The sequence below is a fragment of the Chryseobacterium viscerum genome (assembly GCF_025949665.1).
Taxonomy (GTDB): domain Bacteria; phylum Bacteroidota; class Bacteroidia; order Flavobacteriales; family Weeksellaceae; genus Chryseobacterium; species Chryseobacterium viscerum_A.
The window spans coordinates 628,574-647,828 of the sequence record NZ_JAPDFT010000001.1 but is presented as its reverse complement, the minus strand read 5'-3'; the positions used below and the strand labels follow the sequence as shown (position 1 = coordinate 647,828).

Sequence of the window (19,255 nt, the reverse complement as noted above, 5' to 3'; positions counted from 1 at the left end):
TATCGCTGATTTTGCTGATTGAGCTAATGTTTTTAACGCAAAGGTTTTATTTTTATAATATTTTATTTTAGAGGGCAAAGAGGAATCAGCAAGCTGATTTGACTAAGCGAATGTTTTATTTTTTTGTTTGTTCTTATCTTAATTCAATTAATTCAGAGAGATTTTATCGAGATCCGGATATCCTGATCCTTTCAGAAGGTCTTTCCATTCTTTATTTTTGAATACAAAGAGATTGCAGCGGTATTCGTCCGGTCTGTTATCTATTTTGGTTTCGCAGTAATAATAGAGTAAATCTTTGTTTCTCCAGATTGCTACTTCCTGTCTGAGTTTATTATGGGTCTGGATGATTTCATCATCTCTAACTTCTGATTCAAAACCTTCACGTATGGTATCAAAGCTGGGTTTCTGAAGTGTTTTGTTCAGATTATCCAAAAGTGCAGTTTTTTCCTGCTCTGTATAAATATCAAGCTGATACATTCCCAATTCGTCTTCTTTTTCATTGGCAAGAGGACCAATTTCCTGATCAACCTTTCCAAAATGTAAAATTACTTTGTTGATGTTTTTATTATTCTTTCCTTCCAGGTCTATTCCGTTGAAGTGTAATAGTTCTTTTGATGAAAAAGCCAGTTTTTCATTTCCGATAAGGGTAACCTCACTGGTACGTACTGCTTCTTTGGCTGTTGCTCCAGCAGATTTCAAAATTTCATTAATATTTTGACCTACAGTAATTTTGGCAAGATTAAAGGGTTCTGTCTGTGTACTTCCCTGTGTTTCAACCAAAGCCTCAGTCTCTTTATTTTTCTGATGGCCGCATGAAGCAAATCCCCAACAGATCATTGATAGTACTATATATTTCAATCTTTTCATAATGTTAGTGTTAGTATGCGGTTATCAATATTAAAACAGAAAAAAGGGGATTCAAGTATCCGGAATCTGTTTTTTATTTGTTATTCTCTTGTTTTTCATCTCCTGGTCCGCATTTTAATTCATATACTTATCTACGGAGACTCTTGAGATGTAGAACATTTTAATCCAAAAACAACATTATTATGGTAAGCCTCTTGGATCGCGGAAATACATTTATACCTTTATTTTTACTTTACTCTCAATGACTTTTAGTTCATGTATTTATACCACGGAGAAGCCGGAGGTGTTGGATATTTCAATCCAAATACGGCATTATCACGATACGCGTCTTTCGTAACGGAAATGTATTTATTTCTTATTTTACCATCAGCTTCAATGGAGATACTGAGTATGGAATAATTTTTACCATCATCCCAGAAGAAAGAAGTTGGGTAAGTAAAGGTATTTTTTTGATTTTGGTCCCATGACACTTTTTCGGGAGAAAGTTTTTTCAGCTTTTCAAAAATTGGTTTTACAAGTTTGGCATCTACGGTAGCTTTATCAGTAATAGAAGCTGTAGGATTTCCATGTTTTTTTACTATTTTTTCTACAAATTCCAAAGAGTATTTTTCGGATGCATTGGTATCTACAGCTCCTACTTTCCCTTTGTATACGGTAATTCTTGTACCCATCGTATTGTCTAAGGGTATATTCCCATACGTCACTCCTTTGTTTCCATCAGCATAGTATTGAATGATATCTGCCTTTGCAGCATCTTTCATAAATAAATCTTTGTTTTCAAAATCATACTTCTTTGCATCATTACCTAAGGAAACTGATGACAGGTCAAATGATTTATTTCCACAACAGATATTGATCAATACTACAAAAATTAATACCAGTACTCTTGCTTTTTTCATCATGTTAAATGTTTTTTCCAAAATTACTGATTTTGTTTTTCTTTGATCATTTTAGACCAATCTGTAAACATTTTGGTAATGGTATTGGCATTGATCAGACTGAAAAAAAACATTCCCGCGAGTACCGTAAGCCAGCAATAGGCTAGTTTTACTCCATTTTTATCGGTAATAAAAAAAAGGATAAATATTGTAATTGCCCCTACTATAAATGTAAAAAGCAAAGTATACATGAATACATGAACGATATACATGCTGAATTTAAGCTTTCTGAAAATCCATCCTATAACGGCAACTGGAATAAACAACAAAAGCGGCAGAAACATAGCTCCGAAAATGGTTACTTCCGGGTAATCTACTATTTTATCTTCTAATCCGAAAAAGGTATTAAAACTGAACCCCGTCATAATGTTTTTCTTCGTTTGTGATTTCCAGTAAAGTTTTGTCTTTATAGCCTAACATTTTCGCCAGTATCACATTGGGAAATTCATGAATTCCGATGTTATAAAGGTTAACGCTGTCATTAAAAAATTCTCTTCTGTCTGCTATTTTGTTCTCCAGATCGGAAATTCTTTTCTGCAGTTCAAGGAAATTATTATTAGACTTCAGTTCGGGATAGTTTTCTGAAACAGCAAAGAATGAAGAAAGTGCTTTTGAGGTTTCATTGGCAATCTCTGTTCTTTTATCTGCATCAGTACTGTTATTATAAAAGGTCCTGAGCTCTGTAAGGCGGGCAAGGAGCTTTTCCTCATAGTTCATAAAGTGTTTGGCAACTGTAACAAGATTGGGGATCTCATCTGCACGCTGTTTCAGCACTACATCAATATTACCAAAGGCTTTATCAACATTAAATTTAAGCATAACCAGCTTGTTATAAAGATTGATTAGAAAACTGATGATAACTACTCCCAGCAGAATAAGTAATATGATTGCGACCGTCTGATTCATTATTGTGTAAGTATATAAATAATTATTAAAAGGATGATGGAGCAGGTAAACATAAATGACTTCAGCAATGGCTGGTATTTGTTCCAAACCGTGATGCCTGATGACGAAGTAATCCCAAGGACTTTATAATGTTCATCTTTTCTCATGAAAGGTGTTCCGTTTCTGGAATCGGCATAGCCTACCAACAGCATCTTCTGACCATCTTTTAAAAGCGTTTCTTTGTACCTTTTACCGCTATGACTGCTTACATTGGTTTCTTCTAATAAAACCAGCTCTATTCCTTCAGGTTCTACCTCTATCGTGCCAGTATCATCTTTAATCTGGAAAATACTGCATTGGGTTTCCCGATGAATCGTTCTGTAGCTTTCTTTGCCGTCAGAATCTCTGTCGATATCCTCAATGGTATAATAATATCCGATGCAGACTTCATTCTTCACTGGTGAGGATAAAGGGGTTTTCATCACCAATGTTCCTTCAATCTCTGCCAGTCCTTTTGCTACCGAATGAATCTTCGAAGTCGGAAGTGATGACTGAAGATGTAAAAAACGTTTGGCTGTATTAGGCTTCATTACAATGATAAAGACGAGGAGAAAAAAAAGTAAAGGAAGAAAAATGATTGCTTTTTCTGCATAGCTGTCATAATTATTGGCGATTTCAAAAGCATATTCATGCAGCGGCATTTTATCTTTAAAAATAACCCACAGAATAAAATAAATAAAGCACGCCGCTATTATTCCTAAAATGCTATATATAATGTATGGTCTTCCTTTTTTCACTCCCCTTTATTCTATTCTAAAACCCTGTAGAAATATCTGAATTTATCCCGTATTTCTTTTTTAAATGACTTCAAATTCTTCTTTTCCTTGTGGAATATGAAACATCAGCTCCAGCATTAATTCTTCACCGGTTTGTTCTTTATAAAGGAAAAATGCGGGTTCTCCGTTCAGTTTTTTATAGGTTGCCAGTTTTCCATTGCCATAGATTTTCAAAATCCTGTCTTCCGGTAACGGCATCATTGCAAAGCCATTATTAAAATCTTCTAATAAGCTGTTCAGTCTTGCTTTCGTATCTGCATCGCTTAAATACATGGATAAGGCCATATTTTTTTCACGGTTCTTTATCATTTCAAAGTAAGATTCATACTGCCTTGAGCTGATAAGACTGCTTATTTTTTTGTATGCTGAATCCAGTTTGGTACCAAGGTAAGAATTATCTTTTGAAATGGACAGCAGATCACGGCTTTGTTCCCAGCTCATCATTTCATAAGGAATTTCAGCCTGAAAGGATGATTTATGGCTTAGTGAAGGTAGTTTTTTTGCAGTTTCTTTTTCTGAAAACTGAAAATTACCACAATCTTTTTCGTGAACAAATTGATCATTGAAAACATCAAATAATTTGATGGTATATTGAAATGCTGTTCTTGAATCTATATGCTGTTCTCCTGTAACCGGCAGAAGCTTAATCTCAATTTTCTGTTCACCGGAACTGTTTATTCCGAAATTAACAGGAACGTTGGGAGACATTTGTCCTTCGGTTTCCAGAGCGATAACGGGAATGTCATTCACCAGAACTTCAAATTTGCAATAAACAGCAGTAAAATCAATGGTGTAGTAAGGTTCTTTAGCCATTATTGTGGTTATTTATTGTAAAACATATCGAGACTGCGGTAAGAAACCCATTCTTTATATTTTGGACTGGTTTTATCTAAAGCAAAAATCTTCAATGTATTTTCATTGGGTTTCTTAGAAAGATTAACGGTATGGATGGTAAAGAAAGTTGTTTTTGCTTCTTTATCTTCCCAGACCTGTATTGTTTCTTCTATGTGATCTGTTTTGAATTCTCCGTTTTCATCAAGGAAAATAGGCCTTTCTTTTGTATTTACTTTTTTATCTGAAAAGTCTGCTTTATGACCTGCTTTTTTTTCAATAGCACTCAGAATGGCATCTGTATTGGGGTTGTTCTGAAGTACCATTTCGTAGCACCATACTTTCTTATCATTCTTTGAATAAAAAACGGAAACGTCATCCGCAGCCGGTTGCAGGGCGTTATTAAACAACGACAGGTTCAGGTTTTTATCTTTTGGAAATTGAAATTCAACATAATCCACCGAGGTATTAAAATCACCTGAAGCATTGTCATTAGCAGTTAATCCAACTCCTTTGAGTACCTCTTCTCCATTGGTTCCGAATTTCAGATCTTTAAAATCCATTTTTCCCTGTGTGTTGTTTGCTGTTTTATTTATAACGTTGGTATTGGCTGTCTGGGAAGCAGATTTACCTGTTCCTTTTTCCTGACAGTTCATGAGAACAAAGCTCAAAACAATTTGGCATATAACGATCTTTTTCATTCAACTTTTTATTTAATTTTGGTCTTTACTATATACACTATAAGGGTAATTTTCTACCTTCTTATTGTTTTTTATCCTGAATTTTAAGTATTCAGAATATTTTGTAGCCTGAGTAGCATTAATGATCAGTGTGGTAAAGTTAGTATTTAAACACAACAGATCCGATTCTTTTGTTTTTTCTCCTTGTATTTCAGCATTTCCACTATTGAGAATGTATAGCTTTCCGGAGGTTTCCCAGATGATATTCCTTTCTGTTTCGTTTCCTTTATCGAAAGCCGGTTTTCCTAATTTATCAAGAAGGAGTTTTTCCAGTTTTTCGCTTTCCTTCTGGGTATACAGATGAATTTTATAGCCGTTTATCTCTTTTGAATCTCCTAAAAACTCAAGATAATTTTTTCCTGCATAGGCTGCAGAGCTGCTTCCAATTTCATTTGCAAAAGTCTGTCCGTACAAGCTAAAAGTATTCATATCTTTTACCTGATAGGCAGTAAGCTTTTCATCTAATATGGATTTCTTCTCTGTATAGTCTGCTCCACCTACAATTTTTTCTTTTTTTACAGGGAAAAGAATAGTAGATAAATCTTCTTTTGCTGTACTGCATGATGATATAAACAGAGATATGATTAAAAGTATAAACATATTTTTAATTTTTCTTTTTTTCCCAAAGTAACATTTTGTTGTCATAACCTGCTAGTTCTGCTAAATATTTCATGATATCAAATCCGTCAAAAAATGTACGGGTTCTGTTATAATTTACCGGAGTCCAGTCTGAGCTTACTTTTTTATAGGTAAATCCGGCTTTTACCATGACCACTACTGTTCCCACACATGGGTCTATACTTAAACTCGGAATATAATAAATTCCGGCTGTGGAATCATATTTTAATTTATGCCCTGAAGTAATTCCCATTGTTGCTCCTGCAGTTAGTTTTCCTTCTATGTGTCCTTCCAGTTCTGGTTTTTTTGTAGTTCCGATGACCACAAACATTCCTTTTAACTCGAGTCCGGATTTTAATTCAACGGTTATATTGGAGCTCAGATCAAAATTGACCTCCGCTCCGTCTTTCACAGTACTGAATGAACCATCGATAACACCGTCTACTTTTCCTTTTACTTCAAGATCAATGTACATTTTAAAATTGATAACTACATGTTCCGTTTCATATCCTTTGCTTGCCCATTCTCTTACCATATTGAAGATTTCAAGAGCGAGCGCATTTCCTGTTCCGGCCGTCGCTACAGCAACTCCTGCCTGAACAATTAAAGCCAAAAGGTCAAAAACAATGGCCAGCTCAACCAAAGGTTTTGCTTCAATGAAGAGCATCAGTTTTGTCCCTATATCAGAATGAGCTTCATTTACATCTGCTTCCCATTCTGCTCCAAAATATAATGCGGGAGCATTTAATTTTATTTCAAATGGCAGCTTTCTTCCTACTCCTTTGGACACCACACCTTTTGTCTGTGATGTGATTCCCTGCGACATTTTTTTAACGGAAGAAATAATAGAGAAGAGTTTACTGATCTTATCTTTATATTTCAGAGTAAGCTCCGGCTTACAATAATAGCTTCCATCTTTTTGTTTGTCATAAGAGGCCTTAAGCTCCACTCCGAATTCTACATCTGTGTATTTTCCTTTCTCTTCATTGGCAAGGCTTAATGCCTTACTTCGAAGTTCTTTATGCTTGTCGGGAGTCATTTTCTGCCATTTTATACTTAAGCTGTTGCTCAGATTGATAAAAAAGGCGAATCTCCACTTTATATCCGGATATGCTTTTATTAATACCGTAGTTCTTTTCTCATTGCTGTAATACCTGCAGGTATGTACGTGCATATGAAACTGATTCGGGCTGGAAGATGCAGGCCAGATATATTGCATAACGGTCATTGATTGGGCATCAAACCCAACTCCTCCTCCAAAATTATACCTGCTCAGCGGAGCATAGACTTCATAAGGGAATGATGGAGTCTGGAAACTTTTCTTTGTATCTCCTTTATCTATTGCCTGCCCTACGTCTACGATATAAATTTCTTTTTTATGCTTGTTTTTGGTATCTCTGAAACAGCTGTTGGTATCAAATCCTGTAACATCAATAATGAGTTCTTTTTTAGTGGCTGAAGTAGGAGCTACTACAGCATAATTGATTGTCTGGGCATCATGAGCATTGAATACGAATGAAATGTCTACTCTACGGTTGTTTTCGTAGTCTTTCTCATTTTTGTATTTGATATTATCTCTTCCCATTTTATCATCGGTAGGATCTACTTCTCCTTTTCCTACTGAGATGATTCTTTTTGGATCTAACCCTCCGTCTGCAAAGAATTTTTTGACAACATCTGCCCTTCTTTGTGAAAGTCCTTTGTTGTAATTTTCTTTTCCTATAACGCAGGCATAGCCACTGAGATTCATGGTAGCATCTTTGTGTTCGAGAAGAAATTTGAGTACATTATTCAGTATGGCCACTCCATCTTTATCAATGACTGTTGAATCAAATTTATAAAAGATCGTTCTCTGAATATGTTCCTGTAATGCAGCGGATTTTATCTGTTTTACACCGTCTCCGTTTTTAAAGACTGTAGCTGTTGTATTGTTGGCTTTGCCATCTTTTATTTCACTTTCTGTAATTTTGATGACTTCAAATTTACAGGGTTCAAGTCTGACTGCATTTACATCCGGCTTATATACTTTCGTTGGAGTCTGGTTCTGGGCTCCATTGGTATTGGTTGTGACTATTTTATTTTTCACATTCAGATAGATGGCATGAAGATCATCACCCAATCTATCTTTGATATATTGCTTTGACGCGGCATCTTTTACTTTAATATAAAATTCCTCTACGTTTACAATATAATCTACATGCGCCATCCAGGAATAGGTGTTTTCTATTTTCAGGTTCACTTCACCATCTATTACCTGTACATCAGTATATACACATATCTGCTTATCTTTTTTGGCAGTTTGGCGGTTCCACAGCTCAATAATAAGTGTATTCCCATTCAGGCCTTCTGTCATCAGGTTCAGGTGTACAATATGTCCGTAGGAAATATACTCTATCTTTTTATTGTTTTTTATGCTTTTGCTGTTTTTTTGTGTGGACCACTTACTGCTTACAATTTTGGGCTCACACCAGCCTTTCACGTACAGGCCTGTATTATTTTTAGTATCTCTTACTCCTGAAAGACTGGCTTCTATATAGAATTGATAACTTCCGCAGTATTGTTTATCTATTAAAAATTTATACCCGCCCGCAGAGGATACCTGATTGATAATAATTTTCCTGTTGCTGTTCTGCCTCATCCAGATAAGAGGTTTCTTTTTATCTGCATCTGTAGTGCCCGGCAGCCATTCGTCAATACCAAACTGCACCCATTGGTCAGGTTTTATTGTTACCCTTTGCCCTAGTACAGACATTTTAGGATAATACAGTCCGCTTACAACTTTTATTTTTTTTACGCCTTTTGCCATTTTTTTATCATTTAGATTGCACCATCCTGACCTCCTCCTGAAGGCTGCTCGTTATACATTTCTTCGGAATCTACCAACGGATTAATCTGCTGCTGGACGTCTTTATCTGCATTTTTAAAGTTCTGCTGGCTGGCTTCTGCTCTCTGCCCGTGGTCTATGATCTCAATGCATGGAGTTCCGGCAACAGCACATACGGCTTTGCTGTCTTCTACAATGATATATCCGCCATTGCTGAGCTGTACTTTATCATAAAACTTCTGCCATTCTGTAACCATGATTTTGCAAGGTGGCGGCGGAACTCCCATTTTGGTACAGTTTCCGAAGGTATTTTTTTCAAATGTAGCTGCTCCTATTTCTTTCGTAGTAACGATCAGTTTTTTGGAAGCGCTTTTATCATTGGCATATTCTTTTTGGTGTGTAAGTACTTTCAGCTTGTCCGGAGCCTGCCCGAACTGGCATTTGCACATGGCGCCCTGTACTACAATATGTTTTTCTGCCATATTAATTTTATCTTTAGTGAAATGGTAATTTAGTTTTCATCAATTCCTGAAACTGATACTGAAATCTTTTTCTCTTCCTGCAGCATGATACTGCATTCCAGATAAAGAGATTCCGGAAGTGAAGTTTCTTCTTTCAAATAGCTTATGAGTCTGAAAGTTCCTTCTTCATTCATTATCGGTTCGTCTTCTATAATCAATGAAAAAGGTGATCTTCTTATAAAATCATCAATATCTCTTTCTTCATATAATTTTCCTGATCCTTCCACAGTAATCAGGTCTGTTTCTCCTTTTAGCGGATCTGTCTGCAGTGTGATCTTGTATCTGGGTTCAATTGCATTATCCACTACCGGAAAAGTTGCTGTCATTTCTGTTATATAGTCCGGTCCGAAACGTTGGTATATCCCAAAGAACAAAGCACGGATAAAATAATCATTTTTAAGGTAAAGATCTATGGCTTCAGGCTGGCTGATTACTTTTTCAATCTTTCCGCAATATTCGTCTACCGTCTCTCCTTCAAATTCTTTATACAGTTCTTCTTTAACGGCCGGCCATCTTTTGATAAATACCTCAGCATTTTCTACTGTTCCAAATTTTCCCTGTTCATCTGTACTGATCTGTAGAGGGTATAAAACCTTAGAGGTTCTGTACGCCAGCAGATCTGCAATTTCATTAACTTCTTCTTCATTAAGATAAAGGTTGGATGTCCTGTCTATCTCAAAAAAGTAAAGTCCTTTATCTGTTTTCAGCCAGCGAACTGATGTTTCATATTTTAATTCACTTCGAGCGTCTCCTTTTTCAATGGTAATGACAACACTGTATTTCCGCACTGAAGTTTCCGGCTGAAAAACAAGTTTGTTTCCTCTTCCGAATTTTACCAGACTGTTTTTATCTGCAACTGCCGTTCTCGGAATAAAAAGTTCTTTCTGCCCGTTAAGGTTGATCAGGATCATATCCTTAACAGCGCAATGATTATTATGGAAGAGTTTTAATGCATCTTTATCCAACCCGTACAGCGAGGCTATACTTTTTAAAGTTTCATCTTTCTGAACGGTATGTATATTATATTTCTGCATAAAATGTTCCTGCTTCAATTTCTTTCTTGACTGATATCTTTTGTTTAAAGATTTAATTCTAATGGATAACTCTTGTTCTGTTTGGCCTCGGATCCATCCCGATTTTTTCTCTTCTTGCGGACCAGTGAAGGTAATGAAGACGAAGGAATCTTAAATCATCCTGTTCTTTTACTTCTTTCTGATACGCTGTCTGGCGGTCTTCCGGAATTTCGTTTCCTCCATAGGCGTCCCTCAGTTCTTTATAATGTCTGAAAGAATAAGGTTTGCCATCTCCCATTACGTAAGTTCTGAGACGATCTTTTATTCCTATTAAAAATTGATCATCCATAATGGAATATTTATCGTCTGTCAGTTTCTTTATGGTTATAGGAAGATTTTTATCAATCCCATATTCTGCCATAAAATGTAAAGGAATATAGCTGAAAGTCTTCAGCAGATAGCGAGATCCTCTTAATGAAAGATAAAATCCGGGAGTAATGGTAAGCTGGTCTTTTTCGTACCATCCTTCTGTTTCAAGCTCTGTTTTTAATGCTTTTAATTTGGTACTGGTGGTCCATGATGTTTCAACTTCTTCCCATGTTTCCTGCCCGTTTTCATAGGCTCCGCCTACATCGCAGTGTACACCCGGGAATGTTTTTTCCGTTCCGATATGTACTCTTGTCAGGTCAAAGTTTTCTCTGTGCTCGTTTTCTGCAATAAAATGAACTACCGTCTGAGCTTTTCCAATATCATTAAGGCTCAGTTCTTCTACGTCATTGCTGAAATTGGGTACTGGTGACAGGTATTTTGAATAGGAAGAAACCGTATCGTAAATTCCCAGGAATCTTACTTTCAAAACATCGACCTTTAATCCTGCTTCTTCAAGTTTAAGGCCTAAATGTCCCCATTTTGGAAGTTCTTCCGAAGCAACACCTTTTCCGTCATCATCTGAGTAGGTAGTCACTGAAACAGCTTCATTGGCAACTGTGCGTGAAGTGGCTTTATATTTTGCTTTTCCAATTTCGTATACAAAGTTACGGGCAGCAGCAGCCCCACGGCTAAATCCGAATACATCAAAAGTAAGAACAGCAATTTTATCAGCTTTCTTTTCTGCTTTAATGGTTTTCACCTTTTTTACGATTTCTTCACAGCCTTTTCTCACTTTTGATCTGATCCCGGTTTCTCCTGTTCCAAAAGCATAGCCCAGCGTAGCATCTCCTTCTTTATCCTGTGTACCGATACCTTCTATATAAATACCGAAGTTTTTATCATAATTATCCCACATACGGGCTACATTACTCCAGTCATTATTGTAGCTGGTATTATCTGTAGCTTTTCCGCCATGTTTTTTATGAGCCTCCGTCCCTTTTTTTCTTTCGTCTGTATTGGTTTTATTATTCAGGGTTCCGTCAAAAAAAATCCCAATGGTAATATCCAGTACTTCCTCTTTGGATACAGATGGTGTATAACTTCCAAATTGATTGTTGTGCATAGTTCTTGTTTTTAAATTGACTGAGTGAATATTATCATTCTATCTTTCCGGATACTCTGATTTTTGCTTTGGTAACAGCCAGCTTTTCTTTTTCAGATTCTAAGAACACCAAAACTTTGGTATTGTCTTCATTAACTTTAATGGTAAGATCAATGTTTTTACCCTTACCTAATTTTTGAAACAGATCAAATATTTCTTTGTCATCAAAAGAGTCTATCCATACCGCATATCTGTTGTTGTTTTTATCTTTCCAGTAAAAACCACAGAATCCGGGAACAGCTCTGCTTTTGTAGGTATTAGCTTTTAAACTCTGATCAAAAAGATTTTCCTGCTCACCGTTATAATTGGTAAATCCGAAATCTATCCATGTTGCACCTTCCGGAAGAATCACTGAAGGTTTCCAGCTGTATTTTTCTCTGTATACGTTATAAATATCAGCTGCAGGATATCCTTCTTTTTCAATTTTCTCCCGAACTTCCGGCTTGAATGTCTTATAAGACGGATCTTTCAACATTCTGTCCGCAAAGCCTTCTTTCAGCATATACTGTGCGTTATCGTATGCTTTTTCTTTGGTAATAACAGTATCATGAGCCTGAAAAGCACCTACTTCTTTCTGATTTCCTGCACCTTTCATCCAAAGCACTACCCTTCCTTGTGGAGCTAGTCCCACAACAAAAGAACTGTAAGTAGATTTCTTTTTCGTGTCCTGATCTACAAATCCTTCGTCAAAAAGGCTTTTTATCTTTTCTTTATCCAGGTTCCATTTCCCGGTATAGAATTTTTTCTCTACCAGAGAATACCATGTGAATTCCAGCTCATGAGGAGCATTCATTCTTTCGGTGGTCACGTTCATGGTTCCTCCTTCTTTACCCCATCCTGTATTTTGTGTTCCCCAGATTGCATCAAAGCTGTAAGTAAAACCATCGGCAACAATAGCTCCTTCATACACTTCCATCGGATATTCCTGTGGGGCAGAAACGGTTCCCAGCCAACTGTATTTTTCTTCCATTTTTTTATTCTGACAATTCGTTAATGAAAAACACCATATAAAAAGAATCAGCAGGTTATATTTACTTATGACCATGGGACATAATCTTCTTGTTACTTGCTAAAACCAGATTTGCTTTATGTGCTTCCACATTGATTTTCTTTGCTATTTTCTCCACCTTTTTTCCTACGCTCAGATGATAGGAATCTTTAACCGTGATGTGCAGATTGGTTGCTGTCTTTATAATGGCCATATCAGAAAAGTTTTGATTTTTCAGCACTGTTGAATTCTACAATCTTTCCACTTTGCATGGTCATATTTTCCAGTTCGCTGAACATAGAAATTTCACCAGCTATTTCGTTGGATGTTTCAGATTGTCTCTTGAATTCTTTTTCAATCATTTCCGTTCTGGTATCGGAAGTTTCTGTAATATCTCCCGAGGCTGTAAGTTTCATATCTTTTCCTGCAATGGAAACAATATTATCGTTTGCAGTACTGGTAATACTTGCTCCTGCTCCTATTGAAATTTCTTTTCCTGCGGTGATATTGATATTGTCACCTGCATTTAAAGTAAAGTTTTTAGGTGCTTTCATGCTGATATTGCCCTGTCCGTCCATGAAATAAGTATTTCCACTTGGATCAAGTATCGTTACACTTCCTTCTTCATCATTCATTAAAATTCTGATTCCGCTCCTGGTTTGAATTGACTTAAGGTGATTGTTTACACCACCTCCTAATGCAATTCCTCCATGGAACATTCCTCCCATTACAAAAGGTCTGTCCGGATGGCTGTGAACAAAGTTGACCATCACCTGATCTCCTACTTCAGGAATGGCAACATAACCACGGTTTTGGCTAACCTGATCTGTGCCTCCCGCATCAGGGCTCATCATACGGATAAAGTGAGTGGTATCATTGGTCTGCCAGTCAAATCTCACCTGTATCCTTCCTTGTCCTTCGGGATCTGTATTGGAAATTACGGTTGCAGTCTGCGGTTCAGCCTTCGGAATGGTGTATTCCGGTTTTGGAAGAAATCCTGTGTCTGCGGCAATTCCTATAAAGCTTCCATTATAATGACCTATTGTGTCAATTTCATGTTCGGCTTCTGTGATCATAATTCTGGTAAAATAGGAGGTTTCATTAGAATCCTGTTTACGCATCTGCACATCTGCTACGCAGCCCGGATGTAAGAAAGGCACTGTTGTATTTCCTGAAACAGAAAAAACGTTGACAGCTTCGCTTCCTGATGCACTTTTTTGAGAATACTCAACATCAAGGTGCGTGGCAGCTTTGATGGGAGCCATCTGTAAAGCCGGAGTTTTATAAATAGACTCGTTATGACTGTATGCTGTTTTTGCCAGATCGCCCACGTGTTTGATCGGTGTTGAACCGGAAGTCAGTCTTTCATTTTTATTGCTGTTGTAGCCGTAGAATTGCGGCTTGGTATGTACAGCTTTCAATTCCACTTTTATATCATTGGCACTGCTTCCGTAAGTAAGGGTTATTGGTTTGTTCTGAGCAGGAAGTTTTCCGAAGTGTAAGACTTCACCGTCATAGTAGAACTGTTCACCATAAGCTTCAGCCATTCTTGCCAGATAGTTGTAATGGGTTTCATCATACTGGCTGCTGTAGATAATCTGAGAATAGTTATTGGCATCTACCCTGATATCAAAACGGCTTTTGTCAATTCCCTGTTTGATCACTTCTTCGGCAATGATTCCTACATTTACAGACTGTGCACCTCCAAAGCTCTGGATATGGGGAGCTCCATCAAGGAGAATGGTAGGACTGTATCCGGTAAGGACAATATTTCCTAAACTCATCTGTTCCTGGCTGAATCCTACTCCGGTAATCACTCCTACAAAGGTTCTTTCGGGGCTGTTGTCTATATCTTTATAGGAAATAACAGCCGTAAGCCGTTTTCCAAGAAATTTATTGGCCTCTTCCAATGAATGGGTCTGTCTGTCTCCCAGAGTATCATGCGCCAGTGTCAGCGTAAATTCATGGTGTCGTCTGGTGCTTTGTTTAAGCTTAAAATGCTTATAGTACTTGATAATCTTACCTTCTATGACAAGGGAAAGTTTTACCAAACGGTTGATACCTGTATGATGGTTTTCGGAAATACCATCTGCATTCTGCGTAGGACGAAAAGACGTCGCTTGTGATTTTCCGGGTGTATTTGACATATTTTTTAGTGATTTGATTAATTTTCTAAACGATTATTCAACAGAACGGGAATTTAAAAATAAAAACAAAAGCTCCCACTGAATATAGTCTAAGGTAAAAAAAGACCGTCTTATTAAGGACAGTCTTTTATTTTTCACTCATGAAAGACCTAGCTCATTGGCCAAAGACCATCATAAGATGAATTTCCATATGTAATGCTTTCAGCGCTTACTACAAAGCTGATCAGCATGTTGTTACTGTCTACTGCATCAAAGTCTACTTCATGCTGGATAACATATCCGTTTTCCCACTTCAAAGAAATCAGTGTTCCTTCTTCATGAGATTTATTGAAGTTTATTTCTCCGTTTGTAGGTTTATATTTACTGTTTAGTAAGCTTTCTAAAACATCAGATTTTTCTGTTGCTTCAATGGTTACTTTAATCAATGCGTTTGACGGATCAGATGCTACACGTCCTGAAATGTCCGTAGATCTTGATACGCTGTAGTTAAGCTTTAATAACTTCTGACCTTCTCCTCCATTGAATTTTAAGATTCCTCTTGAATTTCCTGCCATATTCTTAAATTTTAATCATTAACAACTGTTCCCAGATATAGGATTTATATAACAAAGATAGACTTCATGTTCTAATTTAAAAAGTTTTTAGAGAACAGTTTCATAAATTGTAGTAGTTCTACGACATTTTAAAAATTCTACACGACAAAATAATACAAGAATTTTAATCTAATAAATTTTATTTTTTATTGAAATTTTTCTACATAACCCTATATAAATCAGGATACAAAAGAAAGCTCACTACATACATTGAGCTCAATATCAAGCATTTGTCCTTTTCTTCTTAATTAATAATGTTTATATGTGTATCCAATAATCATGATAATAAGATTAATTACAACCATAATCATTAAAATATTACTATATTTTCTTTTTTTATCTATAAAACTCAAACCAAGAATAAGAAAGAACAGCAATAAAGTATACACCGCAGGATACATTTGAAAAGCTTCAGAAAACTTTCCTTCAAATACCAGTACAATTGCTCTCTGGGCACCACATCCCAGGCATTCTACCCCAAGGAATTTTTTACTGGGGCAGGTAAGCATGAAATCTTCGATATCCATTTCTGAGTTTTTATAAATTTTTCATTACCTAAGAAGAGATTTTAGCTCTGGTATACTGATGTGGGAAAAAACAGTCTTCTTTCATTTCAAAAGACCCCTGAACGGCAATATATGGATTTCTAAGAATTTCTCTTGCCACAAAAACAAGATCGGCATCGCCTTTCTGAAGAATTTCCTCAGCCTGCTCCACTTTGGTTATCAATCCTACTGCTCCTGTCTTTACACCTGCTTCCTTTCTCACCTGTGATGAAAAAGGAACCTGGTAGCCGTCAAAAACCGAAATTTTTGCGCCATGAATATTTCCTCCACTGGATACATCCACAAGGTCTACAGCGTGTTGTTTTAAAATTTTTGCCAGTTCTGCACTGCTTTGAATGTCCCATCCGTTCTCTGCATACTCCGTTCCGGAAATTCTTACAAAAAGAGCTGTATTTTCACTCAATTCCCCATTAACAGCGTCTACAATTTCAATCAGAAATCTGATCCTGTTTTCAAAGCTTCCACCGTATTCATCTGTTCTGATATTGGATAGTGGTGACAGGAACTGATGGATCAGATATCCGTGTGCCCCATGAATTTCAATAATATCAAAGCCAGCTTTTACAGCTCTTCTTGCCGCTTTTTTAAAATTCTGAACCTGTTCTTTAACCTCATCTGTCGTTAATGTATGCGGAATTCTTTCTGTAGGATGATAAGGAATAGGGCTTGGTGCAACGGTTTCCCAGCCTTCTTCCACAGAAATCTGCAGGTTATTCCATGTTGAACCTTTTCTTCCGGCATGAGCCAGCTGAATTCCTATTTTACTTTCTGAATTTTTATGCACAAATTCTACAATTCTTTGCAGCTTCTCTGCCTGTACATCATTCCAGATTCCCATGCAGTGATTGGTAATTCTTCCTTTGGGTTCTACTCCTGTAGCTTCTACAATCAATAACCCTGTACCACCCTGCGATCTGCTTCCGTAATGTACAAAATGGAAGTCATTGGCTTCTCCGTTTTCACATGAATACATACACATGGGGGACATTACCCATCTGTTTTTTAACTCTACATTTCTGAATTTTATTGGTGTATATAACATTATATTCTTAAAAAAAATTGAACTGTTTACCGGGAGAATAAAATATTGCCCACTTCATTAAAAAGAACTAATTTTACCCCCCTTTTTTAGTTGACAATATATGAAAAAAGACATACAGATCAGTTATGAATATTTTAAAAATAGCAGTGAACTGAGCGATATAGAAAATAAATTATTTGCAAGAGCCAAAGAGGCTCGTGAGAATGCTTATGCACCCTATTCTCAATTTTTGGTAGGATGTTCCGTATTATTGGAAAACGGAGAAATCTATTCCGGGAACAACCAGGAAAATGCAGCCTACCCATCCGGACTCTGTGCGGAAAGAACGACTGTTTTTTGGGTAGCAGCCAATTTTCCGAATGTGAAAATAAAAAAGATCTTCGTTGTAGGTGGTCCTAAAGAATTTCATGAAAAGAACCCTCCGATTCCTCCTTGTGGAGCTTGTCGCCAGAGTTTAATAGAGTATGAAACCAAACAAAATGAAGATATAGACCTTTATTTTTCAAGTATGAATGAAGAGGTTGTAAAAGTGCGTGCGGTGAAGGATCTGCTTCCTTTTTATTTTGATTCTACGTTTTTGTAACCAAAGTAAAACTTGATTTTTAAACCCTGCGAAGGTTTGAAACCTTGGCAGGTTGTGAAGTAAAAACTTTACATTGACTAGTCCTAAATAAACTTTACAATTAATAAGATAAGAAACCTAACAGGTTTTGGAAACCTGTTAGGTTTGTATGTTAAAGAATAAAGATCAGCATAAAAAAGGCTGTCTCCTCTATTGAAACAGCCTTTTTTTCTATTCTTCGTCCTCAGATTCCACATCATCATCTTCGTCTTCGTACTGCTCAAGATAATAGCTAAAGCTAAAGTCTTCAACTTCTTCTTCCGCATCTTCAAGTGTTGTAAGAAGATCTTCGAAAATTTCTAGCTGATCTACAGTCATGTTTACGAATTCTAAATGGAGCGGCATTTCCACATCTCCGGTGATGGTATCAAAAAGTGCATCAAGATTATCACCGAAATGCTCAGGAAGCTGAATTTTTTCCTTTAGCTGGGTGTAAAAATCTTCATAGTCACCTATGTCTGTAAAATCTATATATATTGTCTTCATATTGAACTAAATTTCCATTTTTTATTGATTAAAAAAGTTTTGCATTTTTTGCAGAAATCCGTTTCTTCATTGGTTGGATTCTTACCTTCTGCATCTCTCATAAAGCACATTTTTTCGGGGCAATGTGGCAGCCCCTGAGTATGACCTAATTCATGAATAGCTATTTTGTAAAACTGCTCATCCCGATTTTCTTTGCTCAGTCTGAAATTTGAAGCTACACAAGCTTTCCCAGGTCTATACCCCAATCCCATGATTCCAAAGTCTTTTATCTTTCCTCTGGTGGCGCTGATGTCTTTTGAAGTCAGACCAATTGTAACAAATCCTTCTTTTGTTTCCTTATTTAAAAACTTAATGATTGAATCTGCTCTATATCGGTTTCTTCCTTTATAATAAGTATTTTCAGGAAAATCTATGGCATTCTGAACTTTTACATTCGGGTATACTTTTTCTATTCCTTCAGCTACTTTTGCTACAGTTTCCTGTTTAATATCTTTAAATGGTTGTATGAGTATTGTTACGGCTGGCTTTTCTATTTTTTCTTTTGCAATATTCTTCTTTTCCGAACATGAGTATGCCAGAAGCAAAACAATTAAAAAGTAAAAAAATCTAATATTCTTCAAAATTAATAATTACAATGCAAATTACATATTAGTCATTGCGAGGAACGAAGTGACTATTTATTGTTTTTCAAAGCTTTTATAATGGTTTTTGGTAAGATATACGTCACCATTCTGAGTGTAAATGATACGATCAGCATTTCTTCCGCCACAATGATAGTTTACATCTGCTTCAAAATATTTTTCTCCATCCGGCAAACGACCTTCTCTGTTTCCGAATTTATCTCCGCCAATAGCTTTTCCGGGAAGTACGTCACAAAGATTTCCTTTGGAAGGATTCCACCCCTGTTTTCTCGCTTCATTTTTAGTGATATAATAATCCGGAAGTTTATGATTCTGTTTCACATAGCTGATCACCGTTTTTTCCTCTGTAAGCTGATCTATAGAAACCTGAGCAGATGAATTCCCATTATTGGATGCACCATCCGGGGTGGTACTGCTATAGTTCACCGTTTCCTTTTTTACAGGACCTGTCTGATCTTTTTTATCTTCAATAAAATTTCTGTAAACATACATTACAGCCATTCCGAAAAGGAGTCCCAGACAAATAAAAAACAGGGATCTTATTTTACCGTTCATAACTAGTATTT

22 protein-coding genes are annotated in these 19,255 nt (G+C 36.5%); 1 reads left to right on the top strand and 21 read right to left on the bottom strand.

What is annotated here, in order from left to right; all coding sequences use genetic code 11:
- Positions 1-147 precede the first annotated feature (147 nt).
- The 18 genes from OL225_RS03060 to namA form a co-directional block, all read right to left on the bottom strand.
- Positions 148-867, bottom strand: coding sequence for a hypothetical protein (locus tag OL225_RS03060; protein ID WP_264517233.1), 720 nt, complete (start codon positions 865-867; stop codon positions 148-150).
- A gap of 248 nt (positions 868-1,115) precedes the next feature.
- Complete coding sequence (locus tag OL225_RS03055) at positions 1,116-1,769, bottom strand: hypothetical protein (RefSeq protein ID WP_156118474.1); 654 nt, start codon at positions 1,767-1,769, stop codon at positions 1,116-1,118.
- A gap of 20 nt (positions 1,770-1,789) precedes the next feature.
- Positions 1,790-2,170, bottom strand: coding sequence for a hypothetical protein (locus OL225_RS03050; protein ID WP_047378628.1), 381 nt, complete (start codon positions 2,168-2,170; stop codon positions 1,790-1,792).
- Entirely contained in the window at positions 2,151-2,711 is a 561-nt protein-coding gene (locus OL225_RS03045; RefSeq protein ID WP_264517232.1) for a LemA family protein, read from the bottom strand. Before OL225_RS03045 ends, OL225_RS03050 begins: the two co-directional genes overlap by 20 nt.
- Positions 2,711-3,487 (bottom strand): hypothetical protein, encoded by a 777-nt coding sequence (locus OL225_RS03040; protein WP_156118475.1) that lies wholly within the window; start codon positions 3,485-3,487, stop codon positions 2,711-2,713. The genes OL225_RS03045 and OL225_RS03040 overlap by 1 nt, the downstream gene beginning before the upstream one ends.
- 60 nt (positions 3,488-3,547) lie before the next feature.
- Positions 3,548-4,339 carry a hypothetical protein gene (locus OL225_RS03035; RefSeq protein WP_264517231.1) on the bottom strand — a complete coding sequence of 264 codons (792 nt, stop codon included), beginning with the start codon at positions 4,337-4,339 and terminating at the stop codon, positions 3,548-3,550.
- A gap of 8 nt (positions 4,340-4,347) precedes the next feature.
- Positions 4,348-5,058 (bottom strand): hypothetical protein, encoded by a 711-nt coding sequence (locus tag OL225_RS03030; RefSeq protein ID WP_264517230.1) that lies wholly within the window; start codon positions 5,056-5,058, stop codon positions 4,348-4,350.
- Positions 5,059-5,070: 12 nt separating this feature from the next.
- A complete protein-coding gene (locus tag OL225_RS03025) occupies positions 5,071-5,697 on the bottom strand; it encodes a hypothetical protein (RefSeq protein WP_264517229.1) in 627 nt (208 codons plus the stop codon).
- A 4-nt stretch (positions 5,698-5,701) separates the two neighbouring features.
- Positions 5,702-8,521 (bottom strand): OmpA family protein, encoded by a 2,820-nt coding sequence (locus tag OL225_RS03020; protein WP_264517228.1) that lies wholly within the window; start codon positions 8,519-8,521, stop codon positions 5,702-5,704.
- An 11-nt stretch (positions 8,522-8,532) separates the two neighbouring features.
- Positions 8,533-9,021, bottom strand: a complete 489-nt coding sequence (locus OL225_RS03015; RefSeq protein ID WP_047378635.1) for a DUF4280 domain-containing protein — start codon at positions 9,019-9,021, stop codon at positions 8,533-8,535.
- A 29-nt stretch (positions 9,022-9,050) separates the two neighbouring features.
- A complete protein-coding gene (locus OL225_RS03010) occupies positions 9,051-10,094 on the bottom strand; it encodes a hypothetical protein (protein ID WP_264517227.1) in 1,044 nt (347 codons plus the stop codon).
- 58 nt (positions 10,095-10,152) lie between these two features.
- The gene (locus OL225_RS03005; protein WP_264517226.1) at positions 10,153-11,565 is read right to left on the bottom strand and encodes a DUF2235 domain-containing protein; all 1,413 of its coding nucleotides are present in this window, start codon (positions 11,563-11,565) and stop codon (positions 10,153-10,155) included.
- Between the two features lie 34 nt (positions 11,566-11,599).
- Positions 11,600-12,574 (bottom strand): DUF2931 family protein, encoded by a 975-nt coding sequence (locus OL225_RS03000; RefSeq protein ID WP_264517225.1) that lies wholly within the window; start codon positions 12,572-12,574, stop codon positions 11,600-11,602.
- Between the two features lie 61 nt (positions 12,575-12,635).
- Positions 12,636-12,806: a hypothetical protein gene (locus OL225_RS02995; RefSeq protein ID WP_264517224.1), complete on the bottom strand. Its 171-nt coding sequence runs from the start codon at positions 12,804-12,806 to the stop codon at positions 12,636-12,638.
- Position 12,807: 1 nt separating this feature from the next.
- Positions 12,808-14,739, bottom strand: coding sequence for a type VI secretion system Vgr family protein (locus OL225_RS02990; RefSeq protein WP_264517223.1), 1,932 nt, complete (start codon positions 14,737-14,739; stop codon positions 12,808-12,810).
- Positions 14,740-14,888: 149 nt separating this feature from the next.
- Positions 14,889-15,293: a type VI secretion system tube protein TssD gene (gene tssD, locus OL225_RS02985; RefSeq protein WP_047378640.1), complete on the bottom strand. Its 405-nt coding sequence runs from the start codon at positions 15,291-15,293 to the stop codon at positions 14,889-14,891.
- Positions 15,294-15,580: 287 nt separating this feature from the next.
- Positions 15,581-15,859: a DUF2752 domain-containing protein gene (locus OL225_RS02980; protein ID WP_264517222.1), complete on the bottom strand. Its 279-nt coding sequence runs from the start codon at positions 15,857-15,859 to the stop codon at positions 15,581-15,583.
- Between the two features lie 28 nt (positions 15,860-15,887).
- A complete protein-coding gene (namA, locus tag OL225_RS02975; protein ID WP_264517221.1) occupies positions 15,888-16,940 on the bottom strand; it encodes an NADPH dehydrogenase NamA in 1,053 nt (350 codons plus the stop codon).
- A 100-nt stretch (positions 16,941-17,040) separates the two neighbouring features.
- Between namA and OL225_RS02970 the strand changes: the two genes are divergently transcribed.
- Positions 17,041-17,523 carry a cytidine deaminase gene (locus OL225_RS02970; RefSeq protein WP_047378643.1) on the top strand — a complete coding sequence of 161 codons (483 nt, stop codon included), beginning with the start codon at positions 17,041-17,043 and terminating at the stop codon, positions 17,521-17,523.
- A 210-nt stretch (positions 17,524-17,733) separates the two neighbouring features.
- On the opposite strand, the gene OL225_RS02965 is transcribed toward OL225_RS02970, so the two are convergent.
- Genes OL225_RS02965 through OL225_RS02955 form a run of 3 tightly spaced genes read right to left on the bottom strand, consistent with a single transcriptional unit; the run spans position 17,734 to position 19,244 of the window.
- Positions 17,734-18,048, bottom strand: a complete 315-nt coding sequence (locus OL225_RS02965) for a barstar family protein (RefSeq protein ID WP_047378644.1) — start codon at positions 18,046-18,048, stop codon at positions 17,734-17,736.
- Entirely contained in the window at positions 18,045-18,668 is a 624-nt protein-coding gene (locus OL225_RS02960) for a Zn-dependent protease (RefSeq protein WP_264517220.1), read from the bottom strand. The genes OL225_RS02965 and OL225_RS02960 overlap by 4 nt, the downstream gene beginning before the upstream one ends.
- A 57-nt stretch (positions 18,669-18,725) precedes the next feature.
- Complete coding sequence (locus OL225_RS02955; RefSeq protein ID WP_264517219.1) at positions 18,726-19,244, bottom strand: ribonuclease domain-containing protein; 519 nt, start codon at positions 19,242-19,244, stop codon at positions 18,726-18,728.
- Positions 19,245-19,255 lie beyond the last annotated feature (11 nt).

Excerpts from the sequence above, each read along its gene's own strand:
- OL225_RS03060 (WP_264517233.1), bottom strand. The coding sequence starts at position 867 with ATGAAAAGATTGAAATATATAGTACTATCAATGATCTGTTGGGGATTT.
- OL225_RS03000 (WP_264517225.1), bottom strand. The coding sequence starts at position 12,574 with ATGGAAGAAAAATACAGTTGGCTGGGAACCGTTTCTGCCCCACAGGAA.
- OL225_RS02970 (WP_047378643.1), top strand. The coding sequence starts at position 17,041 with ATGAAAAAAGACATACAGATCAGTTATGAATATTTTAAAAATAGCAGT.
- OL225_RS03050 (WP_047378628.1), bottom strand. The coding sequence starts at position 2,170 with ATGACGGGGTTCAGTTTTAATACCTTTTTCGGATTAGAAGATAAAATA.
- OL225_RS03025 (WP_264517229.1), bottom strand. The coding sequence starts at position 5,697 with ATGTTTATACTTTTAATCATATCTCTGTTTATATCATCATGCAGTACA.
- OL225_RS03035 (WP_264517231.1), bottom strand. The coding sequence starts at position 4,339 with ATGGCTAAAGAACCTTACTACACCATTGATTTTACTGCTGTTTATTGC.
- OL225_RS02990 (WP_264517223.1), bottom strand. The coding sequence starts at position 14,739 with ATGTCAAATACACCCGGAAAATCACAAGCGACGTCTTTTCGTCCTACG.
- OL225_RS02980 (WP_264517222.1), bottom strand. The coding sequence starts at position 15,859 with ATGGATATCGAAGATTTCATGCTTACCTGCCCCAGTAAAAAATTCCTT.
- OL225_RS03005 (WP_264517226.1), bottom strand. The coding sequence starts at position 11,565 with ATGCACAACAATCAATTTGGAAGTTATACACCATCTGTATCCAAAGAG.
- OL225_RS03010 (WP_264517227.1), bottom strand. The coding sequence starts at position 10,094 with ATGCAGAAATATAATATACATACCGTTCAGAAAGATGAAACTTTAAAA.
- OL225_RS02995 (WP_264517224.1), bottom strand. The coding sequence starts at position 12,806 with ATGGCCATTATAAAGACAGCAACCAATCTGCACATCACGGTTAAAGAT.
- tssD (WP_047378640.1), bottom strand. The coding sequence starts at position 15,293 with ATGGCAGGAAATTCAAGAGGAATCTTAAAATTCAATGGAGGAGAAGGT.
- OL225_RS03020 (WP_264517228.1), bottom strand. The coding sequence starts at position 8,521 with ATGGCAAAAGGCGTAAAAAAAATAAAAGTTGTAAGCGGACTGTATTAT.
- OL225_RS03045 (WP_264517232.1), bottom strand. The coding sequence starts at position 2,711 with ATGAATCAGACGGTCGCAATCATATTACTTATTCTGCTGGGAGTAGTT.
- OL225_RS03015 (WP_047378635.1), bottom strand. The coding sequence starts at position 9,021 with ATGGCAGAAAAACATATTGTAGTACAGGGCGCCATGTGCAAATGCCAG.
- namA (WP_264517221.1), bottom strand. The coding sequence starts at position 16,940 with ATGTTATATACACCAATAAAATTCAGAAATGTAGAGTTAAAAAACAGA.
- OL225_RS02965 (WP_047378644.1), bottom strand. The coding sequence starts at position 18,048 with ATGAAGACAATATATATAGATTTTACAGACATAGGTGACTATGAAGAT.
- OL225_RS03055 (WP_156118474.1), bottom strand. The coding sequence starts at position 1,769 with ATGATGAAAAAAGCAAGAGTACTGGTATTAATTTTTGTAGTATTGATC.
- OL225_RS02955 (WP_264517219.1), bottom strand. The coding sequence starts at position 19,244 with ATGAACGGTAAAATAAGATCCCTGTTTTTTATTTGTCTGGGACTCCTT.
- OL225_RS03030 (WP_264517230.1), bottom strand. The coding sequence starts at position 5,058 with ATGAAAAAGATCGTTATATGCCAAATTGTTTTGAGCTTTGTTCTCATG.